An 18680-nucleotide genomic window follows, 5' to 3' on the forward strand; every position below is an offset into this window, starting at 1 on the left:
GTGGCCCCGGGCTCGCCAAAGGGCGCATAACCCGTTATGATTCTTGCAGTCAAAATGCGTAAGCGACGCGAAAGGCGGCTCCGCGACACGCTCCGCCGAACGGCATCGGCCCGGTGAATACCGCGCTCCCGCCGGCGGATGTGTCCCCAGCGAGTCGCCTTCTTTGTTTTATGAGCCCAACCCCGATCAAGCATTACCTGCAGTTCAGCGACCTTGCCGCCGAGGAGTACGAGTACCTGCTGGACCGCGCGCAGATCCTCAAGGCGAAGTTCAAGAACTACGAGACCTGGCACCCGCTGCACGACCGCACGCTGGCCATGATCTTCGAGAAGAATTCGACGCGCACGCGCCTCTCGTTCGAGGCCGGCATCCACCAGCTCGGCGGTCACGCGGTATTCCTCAACACGCGCGACTCGCAGCTCGGTCGCGGCGAACCGATCGAGGACGCGGCGCAGGTGATCTCGCGCATGGTCGACATCATCATGATCCGCACGTTCGGCCAGGACATCATCGACCGCTTTGCCGCGCATTCGCGCGTGCCCGTCATCAATGGCCTGACCAACGAATACCATCCGTGCCAGGTGCTGGCGGACGTGTTCACGTACATCGAGCAGCGCGGCAGCATCCGCGGCAAGATCGTGGCGTGGATCGGTGACGCCAACAACATGGCCTACACCTGGATCCAGGCGGCCGAGCGTCTCGGCTTTACGTTCCATTTCTCCGCCCCGCCGGGGTATCAGCTCGAGCCGGCCATGGTGCCGGCCACCGCGGCGGGCTTGGTGAAGGTGTTCGACGATCCGCTGGCCGCCTGCGCCGGCGCGCATCTCGTGACCACCGACGTCTGGACCAGCATGGGCTTCGAGGCCGAGAACGAGGCGCGCAAGCGTGCGTTCAAGGACTGGATGGTGACCACCGCGATGATGGACCGCGCCGCCTCCGATGCGCTGTTCATGCATTGCCTGCCCGCGCACCGTGGCGAGGAAGTGGAAGCCGCCGTGATCGACGGCCCGCGCAGCGTGGTCTGGGAAGAGGCCGAGAACCGCCTCCACGTCCAGAAGGCGTTGATGGAATACCTGCTCTGCGGCCGTTACTGAAATTTTTCTCCGAAAGAACCATCCATGAGTCAGTTCGACAACGTCTCCGTCGTCAAGAAAGCCAACCTGTATTTCGACGGCAAGTGCGTCAGCCACACGGTGCTGTTTCCCGATGGCACGCGCAAGACGCTGGGCGTGATTTTTCCGTCGAGCCTGACCTTCAGCACCGGCGCGCCGGAGATCATGGAGATCAATGCGGGTACCTGCCGCGTGCGTCTGCACGGCGCGGATGGCTGGCAGACCTACGGCGCCGGCCAGCAGTTCAACGTGCCTGGCGATAGCAAGTTCGATATCGAGGTCACCGAGACGCTCGACTACGTCTGCCACTTTGGCTGACGCGCCGCACCGCCGCTGCATCAGAGAATTACCGGCTCCGGCTCGATCCGTACGCCAAAGCGCTGCTGCACCGCGTCCTCGATGCGGTGCGCAAGCGCGAGCAGGTCGCGCGCGCTGCCGCCGCCATGGTGCACCAGCACCAGCGCCTGCTTGCCGTAGACACCCACGGCGCCATCCCGGATACCCTTGAACCCGCACTGGTCGATCAGCCAGCCCGCGGCCAGCTTGTACGAGCCGTCGGCCTGCGGATAGCTGACCAGCGACGGATGCGCCGCCAGCAGACTGTCACGCAACCCGGCCTCGACCAGCGGGTTCTTGAAGAAACTGCCCGCATTGCCGATCTGGGCCGGATCGGGCAGCTTGCGCGAGCGGATCGCGACCACCGCGTCGCGAATCCGTGCCGCGTCCGGTGCCGCCACGCCTTCGAGTTCACGCGCCAGTTCGGCATAGCCAAGCGCGGGCGTCCATTGCCGTGGCAGGCGGAAGGTGACTGCCGTGACGATGTAGCGGTGGCGGCCCTCGCGTTTGAACAGGCTGTCGCGATAGCCAAACGCGCAGCGCGCGGCGTCCAGCTCGACAAACGCGCCGGTACGGCGATCGTACGCGCGCAGGCCGGCAAAGCGGTCGCACAGCTCCACGCCATAGGCGCCGATATTCTGGATCGGCGCGGCGCCCACGGTACCCGGGATCAGCGCCAGGTTTTCCAGGCCGGGCAGCCCGTCGGCAATGGTGCGGTTGACGAAGTCGTGCCAGTTTTCGCCGGCGCCGGCGGTGACCAGCGTCACGTCGCCGCCCGCGGCAATGCGGTAGCCGGGAATTTCCATCAGCAGCACCAGCGCGTCGAGATCGCCAGTCAGCACGATGTTGCTGCCGCCCCCGAGTACCACCACGGGCAGGTCACGCGCACGCGGGTCCGTCAGCGCGCCGACGAGGTCGTCCTCGCTGCGGACATGGACGGCAAAGCGCGCGCGGACGTCGAATCCGAATGTATTGTGGCGGCGCAGGGGATAGAATTCGTGGAAATCTGCCATGCAAGAGAAGCGGTTGTACGCGCGGGTAGCCGGGAATTGGTTGCCGGAACCCGGGCGGGTACCCGGACTGCGCGGTAGGCAGGATTATACGTAACCGGTCGCGAAGGCCCGCCGGCGCGCGGCGCGCCCCGGGCCCATGACGCCCCAGGAGAATGAAGATGCCGTCGTTTGATGTCGTATGCGAAGCGAATATGGTGGAAGTGAAGAACGCTGTGGAGCAATCCAACAAGGAGATCTCCACGCGCTTCGATTTCAAGGGCTCGGATGCCCGTGTGGAACACAAGGAAAATGAACTGACCGCGTTTGCCGACGACGATTTCAAGCTCGGTCAGGTCAAGGACGTACTGATCAACAAGATGGCCAAGCGCAATGTCGATGTGCGCTTTCTCGATTATGGCAAGGTCGAGAAGATCAGCGGCGACAAGGTCAAGCAGGTCATCACCATCAAGAAGGGCGTGACCGGCGACCTGGCCAAGAAGATCGTGCGTCTGATCAAGGACAGCAAGATCAAGGTGCAGGCAAGCATCCAGGGCGACGCGGTGCGCGTCTCGGGCGGCAAGCGCGACGACCTGCAGTCGGTGATCGCGCTGCTGCGCAAGGACGTATCGGAAGCGCCGCTCGACTTCAACAACTTCCGCGACTGAATGGCGGCCGGCCGTCCGTGGGGACGGCCACCAGCGTCAGTGCCGGATCCGGCTTACTGCGCCGGCCGTCCCGCCGGCGGCAGGCCGCCGATCTTCGCGCCGGGCTTGATGCCCTTCTGCGCAAACCAGCCCTTGTTCATCTCCAGCGCGTAGCGCACCGCCGCGCGCGGGCAATGGTTGTCCTCGGTCTGCGGCGCCATGTCCTCGATGTTGACGATGCTGCCATCATCGGCCAGGAAGGCGATCGACAGCGGCAGGTCGGTGTTCTTCATCCAGAAGCAATGGCCGGCCTTTTCCTCGAACACGAACAGCATGCCCGCATTGGCCGGCATGTTCTGGCGGTACATCAGGCCGCGCTCGCGCGCCGACGGGCTGGCCGCCACTTCGGCGTGAATGGCATACACGCCGGCGGTCAGGTTGATCGTGGGCAGCACGCCCTGGGCGTGCGCCAGGGCGGCCCAGGCAAGGCCGGCGGCGGCCAGCGTGGTCTTGAACACGGTATGCATGGCGAGGAGATCGGGTTCGGTGTGGGAGGCCGGATCGGCGTCCGGCAGCAGCCGTGAGCATAGCGCAGCACGGCGCCTTCGTGCGCTGCGGCCGCCCATGAGAAAAGGCAGGAGCGCCGGGGCGATCCTGCCTTTCTGTTGCCGTCGCGAGGCGCGCAGGCCTCGTGTCGGCGCTTACGACGCAGCTGCGGTCTTCTTCTTGGCAGCGTGCTTCTTGTGCGTCTGCTTCTTCTTGGTGGTCTTCGAGGTGGCGGCCGGTGCGGCGCTGTCAGCCGCGGGGGCGGAAGCTTGAGCGAAAGCGCCAGTGGCGAACAGGCCGACAACCAGGGCAGCGATCAGTTTTTTCATTGCATGTACCTCGAAAATTGAGTGCATTCGGAAAAATTCGACGCGTATTGGACGTGTCAGCGACAAAAACGACGGCCGCAAGGCGGTCGTTGACGGCGATTTGTCTAGGATTTGTAACGGCGTTTTACAGCGCGTTGCGGCGCGGCGCGCACCGCGGGCGCGGGCAGGCCCATGGCCGCGGGCGCAATCTCGCGCCATTGGCCGGGCGCCAGCGCGAGGTCGGGCAGGCGCAGCGCACCGATCGCCACACGTACGAGACGCAAGGTCGGATAGCCGACCGCGGCGGTCATGCGGCGCACTTGCCGGTTCTTGCCCTCGTGGATCACCACCTCGACCCACGTGGTGGGAATGGCCGCGCGAAAGCGCACGGGCGGATGGCGCGGCCAGAGCCAGGCCGGTGCCTCCACCACGCGCGCCTGGGCCGGCAGCGTGCGGAAATCGCCCAGATCCACGCCACGCCGTAGCGCCGCGAGCGCCTCCGCGTCGGGTACGCCCTCCACCTGCGCGAGATAGGTCTTGGCCAGCTTGTGCCGCGGATCGGCGATGCGGGTTTGCAGCGCGCCGTCGTCGGTCAGCAGCAGCAGGCCCTCGCTGTCGGCGTCGAGCCGGCCGGCGGGATAGACCCCGGGCACCTGCACGCAGTCGGCCAGCGTGGGCCGGGTCGGATGCGGCGAGAACTGGCTCATGGTGCCGAACGGTTTGTTGAGAGCGAGCAGGGTCAATGCGAGCGGGGCAGGGTGGCGGAAGCGCGCAGTATGCCGGAGTCCGGCGCCGCCTGGGCCGGGATTGGGCCGGGATTGGACCGGGATTGGGTCAGGGATGGGTCAGGGATGGCCCAGGGATTGGGCCGGACACCATGGCGGTGCCGCGCGGTTTGCTGCAAAATGCCTCGCGACTCCCGTCAAATTTCCCTTCTGCAGTGGAGACGCACATGTACCAGCACATCAAGGTTCCCGCAGGCGAGAAGATCACCGTCAACCAGGATTTCTCGCTCAACGTTCCGGATCATCCGGTCATTCCGTATATCGAAGGCGACGGCACGGGCGTCGATATCACGCCGGTCATGCTCAAGGTGGTCGATGCCGCAGTGGCCAAGGCATACGGCGGCAAGCGCCAGATCGCCTGGATGGAGATCTACGCCGGCGAGAAATCGACGCGCGTCTACGGTCCCGATGTGTGGCTGCCGGACGAAACGCTCGAGGCGGTCAAGGAATACGTGGTCTCGATCAAGGGCCCGCTCACCACGCCCGTCGGCGGCGGCATCCGCTCACTCAACGTGGCGCTGCGCCAGCAGCTCGACCTCTATGTCTGCCTGCGGCCCGTGCGCTATTTCAAGGGGGTGCCGTCGCCCGTGCGCGAGCCCGAGAAGACCGATATGGTGATCTTCCGCGAGAATTCCGAGGACATCTATGCCGGCATCGAATGGGAAGCGGAAAGCGCCAATGCCAAAAAGCTGATCGCGTTCCTGCAAGACGAGATGGGCGTGAAGAAGATCCGCTTTCCCGATACCTCGGGCATCGGTATCAAGCCGGTGTCGAAGCAGGGCACGCAGCGCCTGGTGCGCAAGGCCATCCAGTACGCGATCGACAACGACAAGCCGTCGGTCACGCTGGTGCACAAGGGCAACATCATGAAGTTCACCGAAGGCGGGTTCCGCGACTGGGGCTACGCGCTGGCGCAGGAAGAATTCGGTGCCGAGCTCGTGGATGGCGGCCCCTGGTGCAAGATCCGCAATCCCAAGACCGGCAAGGACATCGTGGTCAAGGACGCCATCGCCGATGCGTTCCTGCAGCAGATCCTGCTGCGCCCCGCCGAGTATTCGGTGATCGCCACGCTCAATCTCAACGGCGACTACATCTCCGACGCGCTGGCGGCGCAGGTGGGCGGTATCGGCATCGCGCCGGGCGCCAATATGTCCGACTCCGTGGCGATGTTCGAAGCCACGCATGGCACGGCCCCCAAGTATGCGGGCAAGGATTACGTCAATCCGGGCTCGGAGATCCTGTCCGCGGAAATGATGCTGCGTCATATGGGCTGGACCGAGGCAGCCGACCTGATCATCGGCGCGATGGAGCGCGCGATTCTGTCGAAGAAGGTCACGTACGACTTTGCGCGCCTGCTGGAAGGCGCGACGCAGGTATCGTGCTCGGGCTTCGGTCAGGTGATGATCGACAACATGTGAGCCCGGTCCCGGCCCCGTGCGTGCGAGCCGCACCGCACCGCGCCGGCTCGAACGCGCGTTCGGCGGCGCCCGGGCGCCGGGATGAGGGGGAAACCGGAAAGCCGGAAAGCCGGAAAGCCGGAAAGCCGGAAAGCCGGAAAGCCGGAAAGCCGGAAAGCCGGAAAGCAAGAAGCCCGGCGTGACCGGGCTTCTTGTCGGATGCGTGGCATACCGCTGTCAGGCATGCCGCGGCTGTCATTGTCAGGCCGAGGCGAGGGATCCCGTCCCAGGGAGCGTTGCCGCCCCCTCGCATCCTGCGGACCGCCAGCTCTGTGGCCAGTACGGTCGCGGCGCGCTTTTACTGGGCGGCGTCCTGAATGTTCGTGGCTTGCTTGCCCTTGGGGCCTTGCACCACGTCAAACGAGACCCGCTGGCCTTCCTTCAGCGTCTTGAAACCGGACATCTGGATGGCCGAAAAGTGCGCAAACAGTTCTTCTTCGCCGTCGTCCGGCTTGATGAACCCGAAGCCCTTGGCGTCATTGAACCATTTGACGATACCGCTTGCCATAAACTCCCCCAACGAAATAACAGATTTCAAGCAGGGAGAAACAGGCAGGCGCGCGCTGCGCGAAGCGGCCAGCGTGCCCCCGCTGCGCCCCGGGCGGGTCCGGATCGAACCCTGACGGAACCTCAACGGGCAATTGCGCAAGCAATTGCACGGACAACTGACCGGAATCTGACATGCTACCGGGCCGTGGGCCTCCCCGCTCACGGAAGCACTCCGGATGGCCTTATTCGCTTTGGCTCGCTGGTCCATGCCGGAATGTCCGATCGATTTTTCTGGCAAACCGGAGGGCTGTCAAGCTGGCAGATTCCCCACTCGCCGTAGGGTGTGGCGGGATTGAAACGGCGGCCAATGGTACCTTGGAGCCCGGCTTGGCCGCCGTGCGAATCGTGCCGTTACCGGGCAATCGCCGGTGGCGGATTGCACCAGCCGCGTGCACGCTTGTGGCCTGGGTGTGCGCTTGCGCACGCAGGAATATTCCGGGGAGGCGTCCCCTTGAATCCGGCGCCTTTTCCCCAAATTGCAGACTTGTGAGTAAGGGTTAGAATAAGGCCATGGCTACACGGCTGGCGAATACCCCACAACGCGAAGCAGGCACCGTTATCGAGCGGCGAGAGCAACAACTCAAGCCGCCGGCGATGTACAAGGTGGTCCTGCTCAATGACGACTACACTCCGATGGAGTTCGTCGTGATGATCCTGCAGCAGTATTTCAGCAGGGACCGCGAGACGGCGACGCAGATCATGCTCACCGTCCACCGGGAAGGCAAGGGCGTCTGCGGCATCTACACGAGAGATATCGCGGCGACCAAGGTGGAACTAGTGTCAACCCATGCGCGGCAGGCGGGGCATCCGCTGCAGTGCGTGATGGAGGAAGCATGATTGCGCAAGAATTGGAAGTAAGCCTGCATATGGCTTTCGTCGAGGCCCGTCAGGCGCGCCACGAGTTCATTACCGTGGAACACCTGCTGCTGGCATTGCTCGACAATCCCACGGCGGCCGAGGTGCTGCGCGCGTGCGCAGCCAACATCGAGGACTTGCGCACCAGCCTGAAGAACTTCATCGCCGACAACACGCCCGTCGTGCCCGGCACCGATGAGGTCGATACCCAGCCCACGCTGGGCTTTCAGCGCGTGATCCAGCGCGCCATCATGCATGTGCAATCGACCTCGAACGGCAAGAAGGAAGTCACCGGCGCCAACGTGCTGGTCGCGATCTTCGGCGAGAAGGACTCGCATGCGGTCTACTACCTGCAGCAGCAGGGCGTGACGCGCCTCGACGTGGTCAACTTCATCAGCCACGGCATCCGCAAGGACCAGTCCGAGCCGGCCAAGCACGGCGAGGGCAATGCCGAGGGCGAGGGCGGCGACGGCAAGGAAAGCCCGCTCGAGCAATATACCCAGAACCTGAACGCGCTGGCCAAGGCCGGCAAGATCGATCCGCTGATCGGCCGCGAGAGCGAGGTCGAGCGCGTGGTGCAGGTACTGTGCCGCCGGCGCAAGAACAACCCGCTGCTGGTCGGCGAGGCCGGCGTGGGCAAGACCGCGATCGCCGAAGGCCTGGCGTGGCGCATCACCAAGAACGAGGTGCCCGATATCCTGGAAAAGGCGATCGTGTACTCGCTCGACATGGGCGCGCTGCTGGCCGGCACCAAGTACCGCGGCGATTTCGAGCAACGCCTCAAGGGCGTGCTGAAGTCGCTCAAGGACAATCCGAACGCGATCCTGTTTATCGACGAAATCCACACGCTGATCGGCGCGGGCGCCGCCTCGGGCGGGACGCTCGACGCCAGCAACCTGCTTAAGCCGGCGCTGTCGTCGGGGCAGCTGAAGTGCATCGGTGCGACCACGTTCACCGAATATCGAGGCATTTTCGAGAAAGATGCGGCACTGTCGCGGCGCTTCCAGAAGATCGACGTGGTCGAGCCCTCGGTCGACCAGACCGTGCAGATCCTGCGCGGGCTGAAGTCGCGCTTCGAGGAGCACCATGGCGTGAAGTACGCCGCCTCGGCGCTGACCGCCGCGGCCGAGCTGTCGGCACGGTTCATTACCGACCGTCACCTGCCCGACAAGGCGATCGATGTGATCGACGAAGCGGGCGCGGCGCAACGCATCCTGCCGAAGTCCAAGCAGAAGAAGACGATCGGCAAGGGCGAGATCGAGGACATCGTCTCGCGCATCGCGCGCATCCCGCCGCAGAGCGTGAACCAGGACGACCGCAGCAAGCTGCAGACGCTGGAGCGTGACCTCAAGTCGGTGGTGTTCGGCCAGGACCCGGCCATCGAGGCGCTGGCCGCCTCGATCAAGATGTCGCGCGCGGGCCTCGGCAAGACCGACAAGCCGATCGGCTCGTTCCTGTTCTCGGGTCCGACCGGCGTCGGCAAGACCGAAGTGGCCAAGCAGCTTGCATTCATCATGGGCATCGAGCTGCTGCGCTTCGACATGTCGGAATACATGGAGCGCCATGCGGTGAGCCGGCTGATCGGCGCGCCGCCGGGCTACGTCGGTTTCGACCAGGGCGGTCTGTTGACCGAGGCCGTGACGAAGAAGCCGCATTGCGTGCTGCTGCTCGACGAAATCGAGAAGGCGCATCCGGACATCTTCAATATCCTGCTGCAGGTGATGGACCATGGTTCGCTGACCGATAACAACGGCCGGCGTGCCGACTTCCGCAACGTGATCATCATCATGACCACCAATGCGGGCGCGGAAACCATGAACCGCGCGACCATCGGCTTTACCACGGCGCGCGAGCAGGGCGACGAGATGGCCGACATCAAGCGCATGTTCACGCCGGAGTTCCGCAACCGCCTGGACGCGACCATCAGCTTCCGCTCGCTCGATGAGGAGATCATCCTGCGCGTGGTCGACAAGTTCCTGATGCAGCTGGAAGAGCAGTTGCACGAGAAGAAGGTCGAAGCGAGCTTTACCGAGAAGTTGCGCAAGTTCCTGGCCAAGAAGGGCTTCGATCCGCTGATGGGCGCGCGGCCGATGCAGCGTCTGATCCAGGACATGATCCGCAAGGCGCTGGCCGACGAACTGCTGTTCGGCCGTCTCGTCAACGGCGGCAAGGTGGCCGTGGATCTGGACGACGCGGATCAGATCAAGCTGACGTTCTCGGAAGCCGATCCGGAGCCGCCCGAGGCGCCGGAGAGCGAGCAGCGCGCGGAGGCCTGAGGCCGCGGACGCACGGTCGGCAGGGGACGCACCAGCGGACCCTGACAGACCATCACCCGGCAATAATCGGGCCGTAGCGCCCGATTATTGCCGGGATTGCGGCTGGCAACGATGTCATTGCGGGCGATAGACGGGCACCACGCCTGCAATGTGCCTGATCCTCGGGCAAAATACAGGGCGGCGACATGTCGCCCTTTTCTTTTTGCCCGCGATCGCAGGATTGCACCGCCCGAGTCTCCGATGCCCCCTTCCGACCACACGCGGCTTCGCCGCCTGCTGCTCAAGTCCTTGCCCCTCGGTGCTTCGCCGATGGCGTTGGCTTCCTTGTCCCTGCCCGCACAGGCCGACAGCCGTCCCATCTCGATGGTGCTGCCGTTTCCGCCGGGCGGCAGCGTCGATATCGTGGCGCGCCAGTTGCAGCCAGGCCTGAAGAGCGAGCTCGGGCAGACCATTGTGGTGGATAACAAGCCTGGCGCGGGCGGGCTGATCGCGAGCAGCGCCGTGGCGCGTGCCAAGCCGGATGGCAATACGTTGCTGATGGCGTTCGATACGCACGCGATCAACCCCTTTGCGTACAAGAACCTGCCCTACGACACGTTCAAGGATTTCACACCGATAGCGCAGTTGGTGCGTTTTCCGCTGGTGATCGCGACGAATCCGGGTGTGATGGCATCCAATGTGCGCGAGTTGATCGAACAGGCCAAGGCCCATCCGAAGGGCGTGAAGTATGCGTCGTCGGGCATCGGCAGCCTCAATCAGCTGGCCGCCGAGGCGCTGGCCACCGAGGCTGGCGTGCAGTTCCTGCATGTGCCCTACAAGGGCGGCGGTCCGGCCGTGCAGGCCGTGCTGGCCGGCGAGGTCGATATCTTCTTCAGCAGCTATGCGGCCGTGCAGGCGCATATTGCCGCCAAGACCATCAAGGTGCTCGGCGTGACGGGCAGCGCGCGTCTGCGTCAGTTGCCGCAGGTGCCGACCGTGGCAGAGCAGGGCTTCAAGGGCTTCGAAGCCTATTCCTGGATCGGCGTGTTCGGCCCGGCCGGGCTGACGCCCGACACGGTGACGCGTCTGCACGATGCGCTGGCCGCCTCGATTCGCCAGCCGCGCGTGGTCGAGGCGCTGCAGGCGCAGGGCTTCGAGATCGCCGTCGGCACGCCGGCCGACCTCGGCAATCTGGTGCGCCACGAGCACGACAAGTGGCAGGCGGTGGCGCGCAAGGCCAACATCCAGTTCGAATAAGGACTGCCGATGGTTGCACCCGTCGAGGCGGCCGCGCCTCTCGAAGCGGTCGAGCCGTACGACCACGCGGTTGTCGTCTGTCCCGATCTCGATGCCGCGGCGGCCAACTGGCAGCGGCTCGGCTTTACGCTGACGCCGCGCGGTTACCACACGCTCGGCTCGCAGAACCACTGCATCATGCTGGCGCGTGACTATCTGGAACTGTTGCACGTGACGGCGCCCAATCCGAGCCGCCAGTACTACTGGGACGCACAGCAGCGCGGCGGCGGTTGTGCCGCCACCTCGTGCAAGAGCCGCGATGCATTTGCGACGGCCGCGCGCCTGCAGGCCGCGGGAATCGCGCGCTCCGAGCCGATCGAGTTCTCGCGCCCGGTGCGCCTGGACGATGGCAGCGAGCATGCCGCCACGTTTCGCGTGACCGCGGTGGACCAGGCACCCGGGGCGCGGTACTTCGTGTGCGAGCATCGCACGCCCGAACTGCTATGGCGCCGCGAGTGGATGTCCCATGCCAACGGCGCGCAAGCGATTGGCGCGATGTACCTCGTGGTGGCCGATGCCGAGCTGGCGGAAGCGGGGCGCGTGTACGCCACCATGACGGGGGGCACGCTGACGACGGGCGCCGACGGCACGTTGCATATCGCCATCGACGGCGCCGAGCTGGTGGTAACGACCGCGGCGCGGCTCGGACGGGTCACGGGTACCGCCGCAGCCGGCCCGGCCGCCCTCTATCGTGAGGTGCCCGGTTATGCCGCGATTCGCCTGCGCACGGCCGACCTCGCTGCCGCAAGGGCGCACTGGCATGCGCACGGCGTGACCGTGCACGACCTCGGTCCGCGCGACGCGCTGATTCCGGCGGCAGCCGCCAACGGCGTCGCCTTGCTGTTCACGCAGGCCGCCTAGAACGTCGGCAGCAGTTCGGGCGGATGCGCGCGCAGTTGCGCGCGCGCGTCGCGAAATTCCGGAAAGATCGACTCCACGGTCTCCCAGAAGCGGGGACTGTGGTTCATCTCCTTGAGGTGGGCCAGCTCGTGCGCCGCCACATAGTCGATCATCGACAGCGGAAAATGCATCAGGCGCCAGTTGAGCCGGATCTTGCCATCGGCCGTGCAGCTCCCCCACCGCGTCGCCGCCGAGGTCAGCGCAAACCCGGTATGGCGCACGCCCAGCTTCTCTGCATAGACGTCGAGCCGTTCCGGCAGCATGCGCCGCGCCTGGTGCTGCAGCCAGCCTTGCACGCGGTCCTTGATCTGTTGCTCGTCGGCATGGCACGGCAGCGCGAGATGCAGGACGCGCGAGTCCGCATCGAACAGCAACGCGCCCATCGGCGATTCCAGTTGTAGCGTGATCGGCTTGCCAAGGAATGGCAGGCTCGCGCCTTCTCGCCATTGCACGGTGGGCAGCACGCGGCGCGCTTCGCGATGGCGCCATTCACCGAGCTTGGTAAAGATCCAGCGCTGTTTTTCCAGGATCGCCGCCTCGATATCGGCCAGGGTGACCCAGCGCGGTGCGGTAATCGACAGCCCGCGGTCGTCGATCGTGAAACCGATGGTCCGTCGCGACGAGCGTTTGAGGGTGTAATGCAGCGACCGTTCGCCGATATGCAGCGCACGGGAGTTCGGCTGTAACGGCGGCCATGCCGCGCCGTCCGGCGCCACCGGGGGGGGCGGCGGGGGCTCGGCGGACGGCGCCAGCAGGGGTGCGGCTTCGTGTGTAGGCAAATGAGCAGACGGTTGAACGAGCGGAGGCGCGGACGGGCGCGCAAACGATGGCGAGGGCCCCTGCACGTGCGATGGCGGCACGTCGCCGAACGACAGCTCCAGTTGGGCGCCGGTCGTATCGTGGGCAGGGCGCAGCAGCTTCATGCGGTGGCCTGGCTCCGGTAGCTGCCGGCGTCGATGCGGCGCATTTCCGCCTCGATCCAGACCTGGGCCTCGGTGTTGAGCTGGTCCGCGGTACGGTTGGCCGACGGGATCGCCGGGCCGATCGAGATCGTGATCGTGCCGGGATATTTGTAGAACGAATTACGCGGCCACACGCGGCCCGAATTGACCGCCATCGGCACGATCCACGCGCCGGTCTCGGCCGCCAGGCGCGCACCGCCGCTCTTGTAGCGCGGGTGTTCCATGCCCGGCGGCGTGCGCGTCCCTTCCGGGAACATGATGATCCAGGCGCCCTCGGCAAGCCGCTCGCGGCCCTGGCTGGCGGCCTGCGCAAAGGCGCGCGAGCCGTCCTTGCGGTTGATATGGACCATCTTGAGCATGCCCAGCGCCCAGCCGAAGAACGGCACGTAGAGCAGCTCGCGCTTGAACACGAAGCACAGGGGCTTGGGCATCAACGCCACGTACGCCACGGTCTCCCAGGCGGACTGGTGCTTGGACAGCAGCACCACGGGCTTGTCCAGCATCGCGTGCAGGCGGTCCATGCCTTCGATGCGGTGATCGATGCCGCAGATCACGCGCGCGGCCCAGATCACGAGCCGCGGCCAGCCGCGCACGAAGCGGAAGCGGTTCTCCGCGCTCATGAACGGAAACACGAGAAAACAGGCGCACGCATACGGCGGCGTCAGCACCGCCAGATAGATGGCGAACAGCAGGGAACGAATAAAGATCATCGGGGTTGTGCCGGGGGTTGCGCCGCGTCGGATACGGCCGGCTTGTGGGCGGCCGGGGCGCCGTCGCCGCGGATCAGCCAGCGGGCGAAAGCGGCGAGGTCGTCGTGCACGCGCGTGCCGGCGGGCAGGCCGCCTTGCTCGAGCGTTTTCTGGCCCTTGCCGGTCAGCACGAGGTGCGGCATGCAGCCGACCGCGACGCCGGCTTCGAGGTCGCGCAGCGAGTCGCCGACCGCGGGCACCGTACGCAGTTCGATGCCGAACCGTTCGCCGATCTGCTCGAACAGGCCGGGTTTGGGCTTGCGGCAGTCGCAGCCGTCGGCTGCCGTATGCGGGCAGAAGAATACCGCGTCGACGCGGCCGCCGAGATTGGCGAGCGCCTTGTACATCTTCTCGTGCATGGCGTTGAGCGCGCTCATCTCGAACAGGCCGCGGCCGATGCCCGACTGGTTGCTCGCGATCACCACGCGGAAGCCCGCCTGGTTGAGCGAGGCGATCGCCTCGAGGCTGCCGGCGATGGGGACCCATTCGTCGGGGGTCTTGATGAACTGGTCGCTGTCGAAATTGACGACGCCATCGCGGTCGAGGATGACGAAGCGGGGCAGGGACTGTGGCATGGTCGGGCGGGTCAGCTATCCATGGGGGCGGGCGGTCAGGCGGCCAGCTTGGAAATATCGGCCACGCGGTTGGCCAGCACGTGCAGCGACGCCAGCAGCGCCAGCCGGTTGGCACGCAGACGCGCGTCCTCGGCCATTACCATCACGTCGTTGAAGAACTGGTCGACCGCGGCGCGCAGTTGCGCCAGGTCGCGCAGCGCGGCCGTGAAGTCACCGTTGGCAAAGGCTGCCTCCACACCGGGGCGCACGCGCTCGATGGCCGCGTGCAGCGTGCCTTCGGCGCTTTCCTGGAACAGCGCGGGATCCACCGTGCCGATGGCCTCGTCGGTCTTGCGCAGGATGTTGGTGATGCGCTTGTTGGCGGCGGCGAGGGCTTCGGCCTCGGGCAGCGCCGCAAACGTGCGGACGGCCTCGATGCGGCCGACGATATCGTGCAGCGTCCGCGGGCGCAGGCTGACCACGGCTTCCACCTCGTTGGTGGTGTAGCCCTTCTCCTTCAGATAGCCGCGCACGCGGTCGTACAGGAAGTCGAGGATCGCCTCGCGCGCGGGCTTGACCGCGGCAATGCCGGCAAAGGCCTGCTCGGTCAGGTCCAGCAGCGTGTCGAGCGGCACCGCGAGCGGCTTCTCGATCAGCATGCGCAGGATGCCGAGGGCGTGGCGGCGCAGCGCGAAGGGATCTTTCTCGCCGGTGGGCTGCAGGCCGATGCCCCAGATGCCGACCAGCGTCTCGAGCTTGTCGGCCAGCGCCACCGCGGTGCTGACCGCGCCTTCGGGCAGCGCGTCGCCGGCAAAGCGCGGGCGATAGTGTTCCGAGCAGGCCAGCGCCACCTCGTCGGCTTCGTCGTCGTGGCGCGCGTAGTACGTGCCCATGGTGCCCTGCAGTTCCGGAAACTCACCGACCATGTCGGTCAGCAGGTCGGCCTTGGCCAGCTCGGCGCCGCGCATGGCGGCAGCCTTGTCGACGGTCACGCCGGCGGCGTTCATCGCATCGGCGATATGGCCCGCGATCTGCTGCAGGCGCTGCACGCGGTCGAGTTGCGAGCCGATCTTGTTGTGGTACACCACATTGGCCAGTTGCGGCACGCGCGAGGCCAGCGTCTTCTTGCGGTCCTGGTCGAAGAAGAACTTGGCGTCGGCCAGACGCGGGCGCACCACGCGCTCGTTGCCGCTGATGATCGATTGCGGCGTGTCGGTGGCGAGGTTGGAAACGATCAGGAAACGGTTGCGCAGATGCCCGGCGGCATCGGTCAGCGCAAAGTACTTCTGGTTGGTCTGCATCGTCAGGATCAGGCACTCCTGCGGGACGGCGAGGAAGGTCTCCTCGAAGTGGCAGGCGTAGACCACGGGCCATTCGACCAGCGAGTTGACCTCGTCGAGCAGCGCCTCGGGCATGATCACGCGGTCGTTGCCGGCGGCGGCGAGCAGTTGCGCCTTCATCGATTCGCGGCGCGCGTCATAGCTGGCGATCACCTTGCCCTGTTCGCGCAGCGCGTCGGCATACACGTTCGCATGGGCGATCTCGATGGCGCCGTGCGAGAGGAAGCGGTGGCCCTGGGTCACGTTGCTGGCGGCCAGGCCGAGCACCGACACCGGCACGATCTCGGCGCCGAACAGCGCGATGAGGCTGTGGGCCGGCCGCACGAAGTGCACGGTGGTGCCGTCCGGGCGCTGGTAGCTCATGACCTTGGGGATCGGCAGCTTGGCCAGCGTCTCGTCGAGCGCGGCCTGCAGGCCTTCGGCCAGCGCGGCCCCACGCGCGGTGTAGCGGTAGAAGAAGGCGTCGGCCTTGCCGTCGGAGGCGCGCTCCAGGGTCTGCCAGTCGATCTCGGCCACACCCACGGACTTGGCCAGCGCGGCCAGCTTCTTGGCGAGCGGGGCGGTGGGAGCGCCGCTGGCGTCGAGCGCCACGGTCAGCGGCAGTACCTTCTCACGCTGTTCGCGGTCCGGTGCGGTGCGACGCACGCCGGTCACGCGCGCGGCCAGGCGGCGCGGCGTGGCGAACGGGGTCACGGCGGCACCGGGCTCGAGCAGGTCGCGCGCGCCCAGGCCGGCAAACAGGCCTTGCGCAAACGCCTCACCGAGGCGAGCCAGCGCCTTGGGCGGGAGCTCTTCGGTGAACAGTTCGATCAGCAGCGAATCGGTCATCAGTTGCGACATGAATCGTATCCAACGGGTATCAGGCAGGCATCGCGCTCAGCAGCGCGGTGCGGGATTGGGTTCTACACCGGACAGCAGCCAGAGGCCGTTCTGTTGCCGGAACTGCAGCGTGGTGAACGCGCACTGCGCGGCCACGCCGGATGCGCCGCGGCTGCCCGCGGCGGGGAAGCGTGCGTCGAGCCGTTGCAGACGACGGTCGTAGCGGATCTCGTCGATGCGCCCGCCGACCCAGAAATCGATCTTCTGCGGCAACTGCGCCGCCGAGCGGTACGTGCGGATCTTGCGGCGCTGCCGGCCGTTGCGCTCCTCCCACTCGACCCACGTGAGCGGGTAGCGGATCGCGCTTTCGTACGCGCGCAGCGGCACCCGGTGCCAGCCAAGATCGCGCGAGCCGGACAGGTCGCACGAGAACGAGCGCACCAGCTGCGCCCATTGGTCGATCGCGTTCAGGCTTGGCCGCCAGTGCCGGGCGAGCGCTTGCTGCAACGCCTGCTGGTCGGCCTCGCACACGTTCGAGAGTTCCGCCGGCAGGTACAGCGTGCTCGGCGTCGGCACGGGCGTGCGCGCGGCCAGCGCCTGGCTTGCCCCGGCCCCGGCCGCCGCCACCGCCGCCACAATCAGCGCGGCACGACGGACGGCGCCTGGCACGCCGCGCGCGCGGGCGGTCATGCGCGGGCCCCGGCGTTGCACATCGGAAAGCCCAGCGCTTCCCGCGAGTTGTAGTAGGCCTGCGCCACCGCGCGCGACAGATTGCGGATGCGGCCAATATAGGCGGCCCGCTCGGTCACGGAGATGGCGCCGCGCGCGTCGAGCAGGTTGAAGGTATGGGCGGCCTTGAGCACCTGCTCGTAGGCGGGCAGCGCCAGGCGCGTGCCGGCCTGGCCGGCGCCGTTCTCGCCCTCGGCGGCTTCGCCCATCAGGCGACGGGCCTCGCTCTCGTGTTCCGAGAAATGACGGAACAGGATGTCGGTGTTGCTGTGCTCGAAGTTGTAGGTGGATTGCTCCACCTCGTTCTGGTGATACACGTCGCCGTAGGTCAGGCGGCGGGTCTCGCCGTTTTCGACCCATTCGGTCCACACCAGGTCGTACACGTTCTCGACCTTCTGCAGATACATCGCGAGCCGCTCGATGCCGTAGGTGATTTCGCCGGTAATCGGCTTGCAGTCGATCCCGCCCACTTGCTGGAAGTACGTGAACTGCGTGACCTCCATGCCGTTGAGCCAGACTTCCCAGCCCAGGCCCCAGGCGCCGAGCGTCGGATTCTCCCAGTCGTCCTCGACAAAGCGGATGTCGTTCTGCTTCAGGTCCAGGCCGAGCGCTTCGAGCGAACCAAGGTAGAGCTCAAGGATGTTCTCGGGCGCCGGCTTCAGCACCACCTGGTATTGGTAGTAGTGCTGCAGGCGGTTGGGGTTCTCGCCGTAGCGGCCGTCCTTGGGGCGGCGCGACGGCTGCACGTAGGCGGCGCGCCACGGTTCCGGGCCGATTGCGCGCAGGAACGTGTGCACGTGGGACGTGCCGGCGCCGACCTCCAGATCGATCGGTTGCAGCAATGCGCAACCCTGCCGGTCCCAGTAGGCCTGCAGGGTCAGAATCATTTGTTGGAAGGTCAGCATAGGAAGACAGGAATGAACACGGCCGGCATGTGCGCGCGATGTCTCCCGCGCGGCGTTGCCAAACCCCGAATTCTATCGGGTTTTTGCCCGCCAACCGCCACGTCGGGGCCCGGAGCGGGAAGTGGCGGATTGCGCGGGCCACGCGGGCACGATGCATGGTGTGCCGGAGTTGTCGGTTCGGCGCAACGGGTCGGGTAAATCCTGACATGGCTTTCAGACTCCGCCGGTGGGTGCCGATAATGATTTTGTATACAGTGCTTCTTATGCGGCCACAGAGCCGCGAGGTCGCGCAAGGTATGGCACCAGGGGCACCGGGCATGACAGCGGGCAGGGCGGCGTAGGCCGGCGTAGGCCGGCGTAGGGCCGTGGTAGGGCACCGGCCATACCTCGTCCTCCCAGGTTTGCTTGCGGCTGTGCATGGTTCTTGCTCGGTGCTGTCGTGGCGTGTCATCGCACGCGGCGTTGCACCAGATCCGCACCGGCACCGCCGGACGCGAACAGGCACTGCCAGACAGGAACATTACCTTGCGCATATCCCCCGTGCCCTCAGGGCCGGGTCACAACAGCCTTTGGAAGGAAGGGGTCCA

At 66.1% G+C, this 18680-nt stretch carries 19 protein-coding genes; 8 read left to right on the forward strand and 11 right to left on the reverse strand.

Annotation, left to right across the window (positions count from 1 at the left end; all coding sequences use genetic code 11):
* The first annotated feature begins 170 nt into the window (after positions 1–170).
* Positions 171–1094: an ornithine carbamoyltransferase gene (argF, locus tag DFLDMN_RS17450; RefSeq protein WP_423196123.1), complete on the forward strand. Its 924-nt coding sequence runs from the start codon at positions 171–173 to the stop codon at positions 1092–1094.
* Positions 1095–1118: 24 nt separating this feature from the next.
* Entirely contained in the window at positions 1119–1430 is a 312-nt protein-coding gene (locus DFLDMN_RS17455) for a pyrimidine/purine nucleoside phosphorylase (protein ID WP_423196124.1), read from the forward strand.
* 20 nt (positions 1431–1450) lie between these two features.
* On the opposite strand, the gene murB is transcribed toward DFLDMN_RS17455, so the two are convergent.
* Positions 1451–2461 carry a UDP-N-acetylmuramate dehydrogenase gene (gene murB, locus DFLDMN_RS17460; protein WP_423196125.1) on the reverse strand — a complete coding sequence of 337 codons (1011 nt, stop codon included), beginning with the start codon at positions 2459–2461 and terminating at the stop codon, positions 1451–1453.
* Between the two features lie 158 nt (positions 2462–2619).
* On the opposite strand from murB, the gene DFLDMN_RS17465 reads away from it, so the two are divergent.
* Positions 2620–3105, forward strand: a complete 486-nt coding sequence (locus tag DFLDMN_RS17465; RefSeq protein WP_423196126.1) for a YajQ family cyclic di-GMP-binding protein — start codon at positions 2620–2622, stop codon at positions 3103–3105.
* A 53-nt stretch (positions 3106–3158) separates the two neighbouring features.
* Here DFLDMN_RS17465 and DFLDMN_RS17470 read toward each other — a convergent pair whose 3' ends face one another.
* The 3 genes from DFLDMN_RS17470 to DFLDMN_RS17480 all read right to left on the reverse strand — a co-directional run bounded on the left by DFLDMN_RS17470 (position 3159) and on the right by DFLDMN_RS17480 (position 4681).
* On the reverse strand, positions 3159–3611 hold the full coding sequence (locus DFLDMN_RS17470; protein ID WP_423196127.1) for a DUF192 domain-containing protein: 453 nt from the start codon (positions 3609–3611) through the stop codon (positions 3159–3161).
* Positions 3612–3785: 174 nt separating this feature from the next.
* Positions 3786–3959, reverse strand: coding sequence for a hypothetical protein (locus DFLDMN_RS17475; protein ID WP_423196128.1), 174 nt, complete (start codon positions 3957–3959; stop codon positions 3786–3788).
* A gap of 104 nt (positions 3960–4063) precedes the next feature.
* Positions 4064–4681 carry a pseudouridine synthase gene (locus DFLDMN_RS17480; RefSeq protein ID WP_423196129.1) on the reverse strand — a complete coding sequence of 206 codons (618 nt, stop codon included), beginning with the start codon at positions 4679–4681 and terminating at the stop codon, positions 4064–4066.
* 209 nt (positions 4682–4890) lie between these two features.
* On the opposite strand from DFLDMN_RS17480, the gene icd reads away from it, so the two are divergent.
* The gene (gene icd / locus DFLDMN_RS17485; RefSeq protein WP_423196130.1) at positions 4891–6141 is read left to right on the forward strand and encodes an NADP-dependent isocitrate dehydrogenase; all 1251 of its coding nucleotides are present in this window, start codon (positions 4891–4893) and stop codon (positions 6139–6141) included.
* Between the two features lie 337 nt (positions 6142–6478).
* On the opposite strand, the gene DFLDMN_RS17490 is transcribed toward icd, so the two are convergent.
* Positions 6479–6688 (reverse strand): cold-shock protein, encoded by a 210-nt coding sequence (locus DFLDMN_RS17490; protein WP_423198458.1) that lies wholly within the window; start codon positions 6686–6688, stop codon positions 6479–6481.
* A 551-nt stretch (positions 6689–7239) separates the two neighbouring features.
* On the opposite strand from DFLDMN_RS17490, the gene clpS reads away from it, so the two are divergent.
* The 4 genes from clpS (at position 7240) to DFLDMN_RS17510 (ending at position 11996) form a co-directional block, all read left to right on the forward strand.
* A complete protein-coding gene (clpS, locus tag DFLDMN_RS17495) occupies positions 7240–7566 on the forward strand; it encodes an ATP-dependent Clp protease adapter ClpS (RefSeq protein WP_423196131.1) in 327 nt (108 codons plus the stop codon).
* The gene (gene clpA, locus DFLDMN_RS17500; protein ID WP_423196132.1) at positions 7563–9860 is read left to right on the forward strand and encodes an ATP-dependent Clp protease ATP-binding subunit ClpA; all 2298 of its coding nucleotides are present in this window, start codon (positions 7563–7565) and stop codon (positions 9858–9860) included. The genes clpS and clpA overlap by 4 nt, the downstream gene beginning before the upstream one ends.
* Positions 9861–10100: 240 nt before the next feature.
* Entirely contained in the window at positions 10101–11096 is a 996-nt protein-coding gene (locus DFLDMN_RS17505; RefSeq protein ID WP_423196133.1) for a Bug family tripartite tricarboxylate transporter substrate binding protein, read from the forward strand.
* 9 nt (positions 11097–11105) lie between these two features.
* A complete protein-coding gene (locus DFLDMN_RS17510; protein WP_423196134.1) occupies positions 11106–11996 on the forward strand; it encodes a VOC family protein in 891 nt (296 codons plus the stop codon).
* On the opposite strand, the gene DFLDMN_RS17515 is transcribed toward DFLDMN_RS17510, so the two are convergent.
* From DFLDMN_RS17515 to glyQ, 6 genes are read right to left on the reverse strand one after another with little or no spacing between them, the layout of a single operon-like run.
* Positions 11993–12958: a M48 family metallopeptidase gene (locus DFLDMN_RS17515; RefSeq protein ID WP_423196135.1), complete on the reverse strand. Its 966-nt coding sequence runs from the start codon at positions 12956–12958 to the stop codon at positions 11993–11995. The two genes, DFLDMN_RS17510 and DFLDMN_RS17515, sit on opposite strands and share 4 nt — an antisense overlap.
* Positions 12955–13707: a lysophospholipid acyltransferase family protein gene (locus DFLDMN_RS17520; protein WP_423196136.1), complete on the reverse strand. Its 753-nt coding sequence runs from the start codon at positions 13705–13707 to the stop codon at positions 12955–12957. The genes DFLDMN_RS17515 and DFLDMN_RS17520 overlap by 4 nt, the downstream gene beginning before the upstream one ends.
* The gene (gmhB, locus tag DFLDMN_RS17525; protein WP_423196137.1) at positions 13704–14321 is read right to left on the reverse strand and encodes a D-glycero-beta-D-manno-heptose 1,7-bisphosphate 7-phosphatase; all 618 of its coding nucleotides are present in this window, start codon (positions 14319–14321) and stop codon (positions 13704–13706) included. The genes DFLDMN_RS17520 and gmhB overlap by 4 nt, the downstream gene beginning before the upstream one ends.
* Positions 14322–14356: 35 nt before the next feature.
* On the reverse strand, positions 14357–16480 hold the full coding sequence (gene glyS / locus DFLDMN_RS17530) for a glycine--tRNA ligase subunit beta (RefSeq protein WP_423196138.1): 2124 nt from the start codon (positions 16478–16480) through the stop codon (positions 14357–14359).
* Between the two features lie 36 nt (positions 16481–16516).
* On the reverse strand, positions 16517–17149 hold the full coding sequence (locus DFLDMN_RS17535; RefSeq protein ID WP_423196139.1) for a hypothetical protein: 633 nt from the start codon (positions 17147–17149) through the stop codon (positions 16517–16519).
* Entirely contained in the window at positions 17146–18093 is a 948-nt protein-coding gene (glyQ, locus tag DFLDMN_RS17540; RefSeq protein ID WP_423196140.1) for a glycine--tRNA ligase subunit alpha, read from the reverse strand. The genes DFLDMN_RS17535 and glyQ overlap by 4 nt, the downstream gene beginning before the upstream one ends.
* Positions 18094–18680: the final 587 nt, after the last annotated feature.

Source organism: Cupriavidus sp. H19C3, assembly GCF_049393815.1.
GTDB lineage: Bacteria > Pseudomonadota > Gammaproteobacteria > Burkholderiales > Burkholderiaceae > Cupriavidus.

Excerpts from the sequence above, each read along its gene's own strand:
- argF (WP_423196123.1), top strand. The coding sequence starts at position 171 with ATGAGCCCAACCCCGATCAAGCATTACCTGCAGTTCAGCGACCTTGCC.
- DFLDMN_RS17455 (WP_423196124.1), top strand. The coding sequence starts at position 1,119 with ATGAGTCAGTTCGACAACGTCTCCGTCGTCAAGAAAGCCAACCTGTAT.
- murB (WP_423196125.1), bottom strand. The coding sequence starts at position 2,461 with ATGGCAGATTTCCACGAATTCTATCCCCTGCGCCGCCACAATACATTC.
- DFLDMN_RS17465 (WP_423196126.1), top strand. The coding sequence starts at position 2,620 with ATGCCGTCGTTTGATGTCGTATGCGAAGCGAATATGGTGGAAGTGAAG.
- DFLDMN_RS17470 (WP_423196127.1), bottom strand. The coding sequence starts at position 3,611 with ATGCATACCGTGTTCAAGACCACGCTGGCCGCCGCCGGCCTTGCCTGG.
- DFLDMN_RS17475 (WP_423196128.1), bottom strand. The coding sequence starts at position 3,959 with ATGAAAAAACTGATCGCTGCCCTGGTTGTCGGCCTGTTCGCCACTGGC.
- icd (WP_423196130.1), top strand. The coding sequence starts at position 4,891 with ATGTACCAGCACATCAAGGTTCCCGCAGGCGAGAAGATCACCGTCAAC.
- DFLDMN_RS17490 (WP_423198458.1), bottom strand. The coding sequence starts at position 6,688 with ATGGCAAGCGGTATCGTCAAATGGTTCAATGACGCCAAGGGCTTCGGG.
- clpS (WP_423196131.1), top strand. The coding sequence starts at position 7,240 with ATGGCTACACGGCTGGCGAATACCCCACAACGCGAAGCAGGCACCGTT.
- clpA (WP_423196132.1), top strand. The coding sequence starts at position 7,563 with ATGATTGCGCAAGAATTGGAAGTAAGCCTGCATATGGCTTTCGTCGAG.
- DFLDMN_RS17505 (WP_423196133.1), top strand. The coding sequence starts at position 10,101 with ATGCCCCCTTCCGACCACACGCGGCTTCGCCGCCTGCTGCTCAAGTCC.
- DFLDMN_RS17510 (WP_423196134.1), top strand. The coding sequence starts at position 11,106 with ATGGTTGCACCCGTCGAGGCGGCCGCGCCTCTCGAAGCGGTCGAGCCG.
- DFLDMN_RS17515 (WP_423196135.1), bottom strand. The coding sequence starts at position 12,958 with ATGAAGCTGCTGCGCCCTGCCCACGATACGACCGGCGCCCAACTGGAG.
- DFLDMN_RS17520 (WP_423196136.1), bottom strand. The coding sequence starts at position 13,707 with ATGATCTTTATTCGTTCCCTGCTGTTCGCCATCTATCTGGCGGTGCTG.
- gmhB (WP_423196137.1), bottom strand. The coding sequence starts at position 14,321 with ATGCCACAGTCCCTGCCCCGCTTCGTCATCCTCGACCGCGATGGCGTC.
- glyS (WP_423196138.1), bottom strand. The coding sequence starts at position 16,480 with ATGTCGCAACTGATGACCGATTCGCTGCTGATCGAACTGTTCACCGAA.
- DFLDMN_RS17535 (WP_423196139.1), bottom strand. The coding sequence starts at position 17,149 with ATGACCGCCCGCGCGCGCGGCGTGCCAGGCGCCGTCCGTCGTGCCGCG.
- glyQ (WP_423196140.1), bottom strand. The coding sequence starts at position 18,093 with ATGCTGACCTTCCAACAAATGATTCTGACCCTGCAGGCCTACTGGGAC.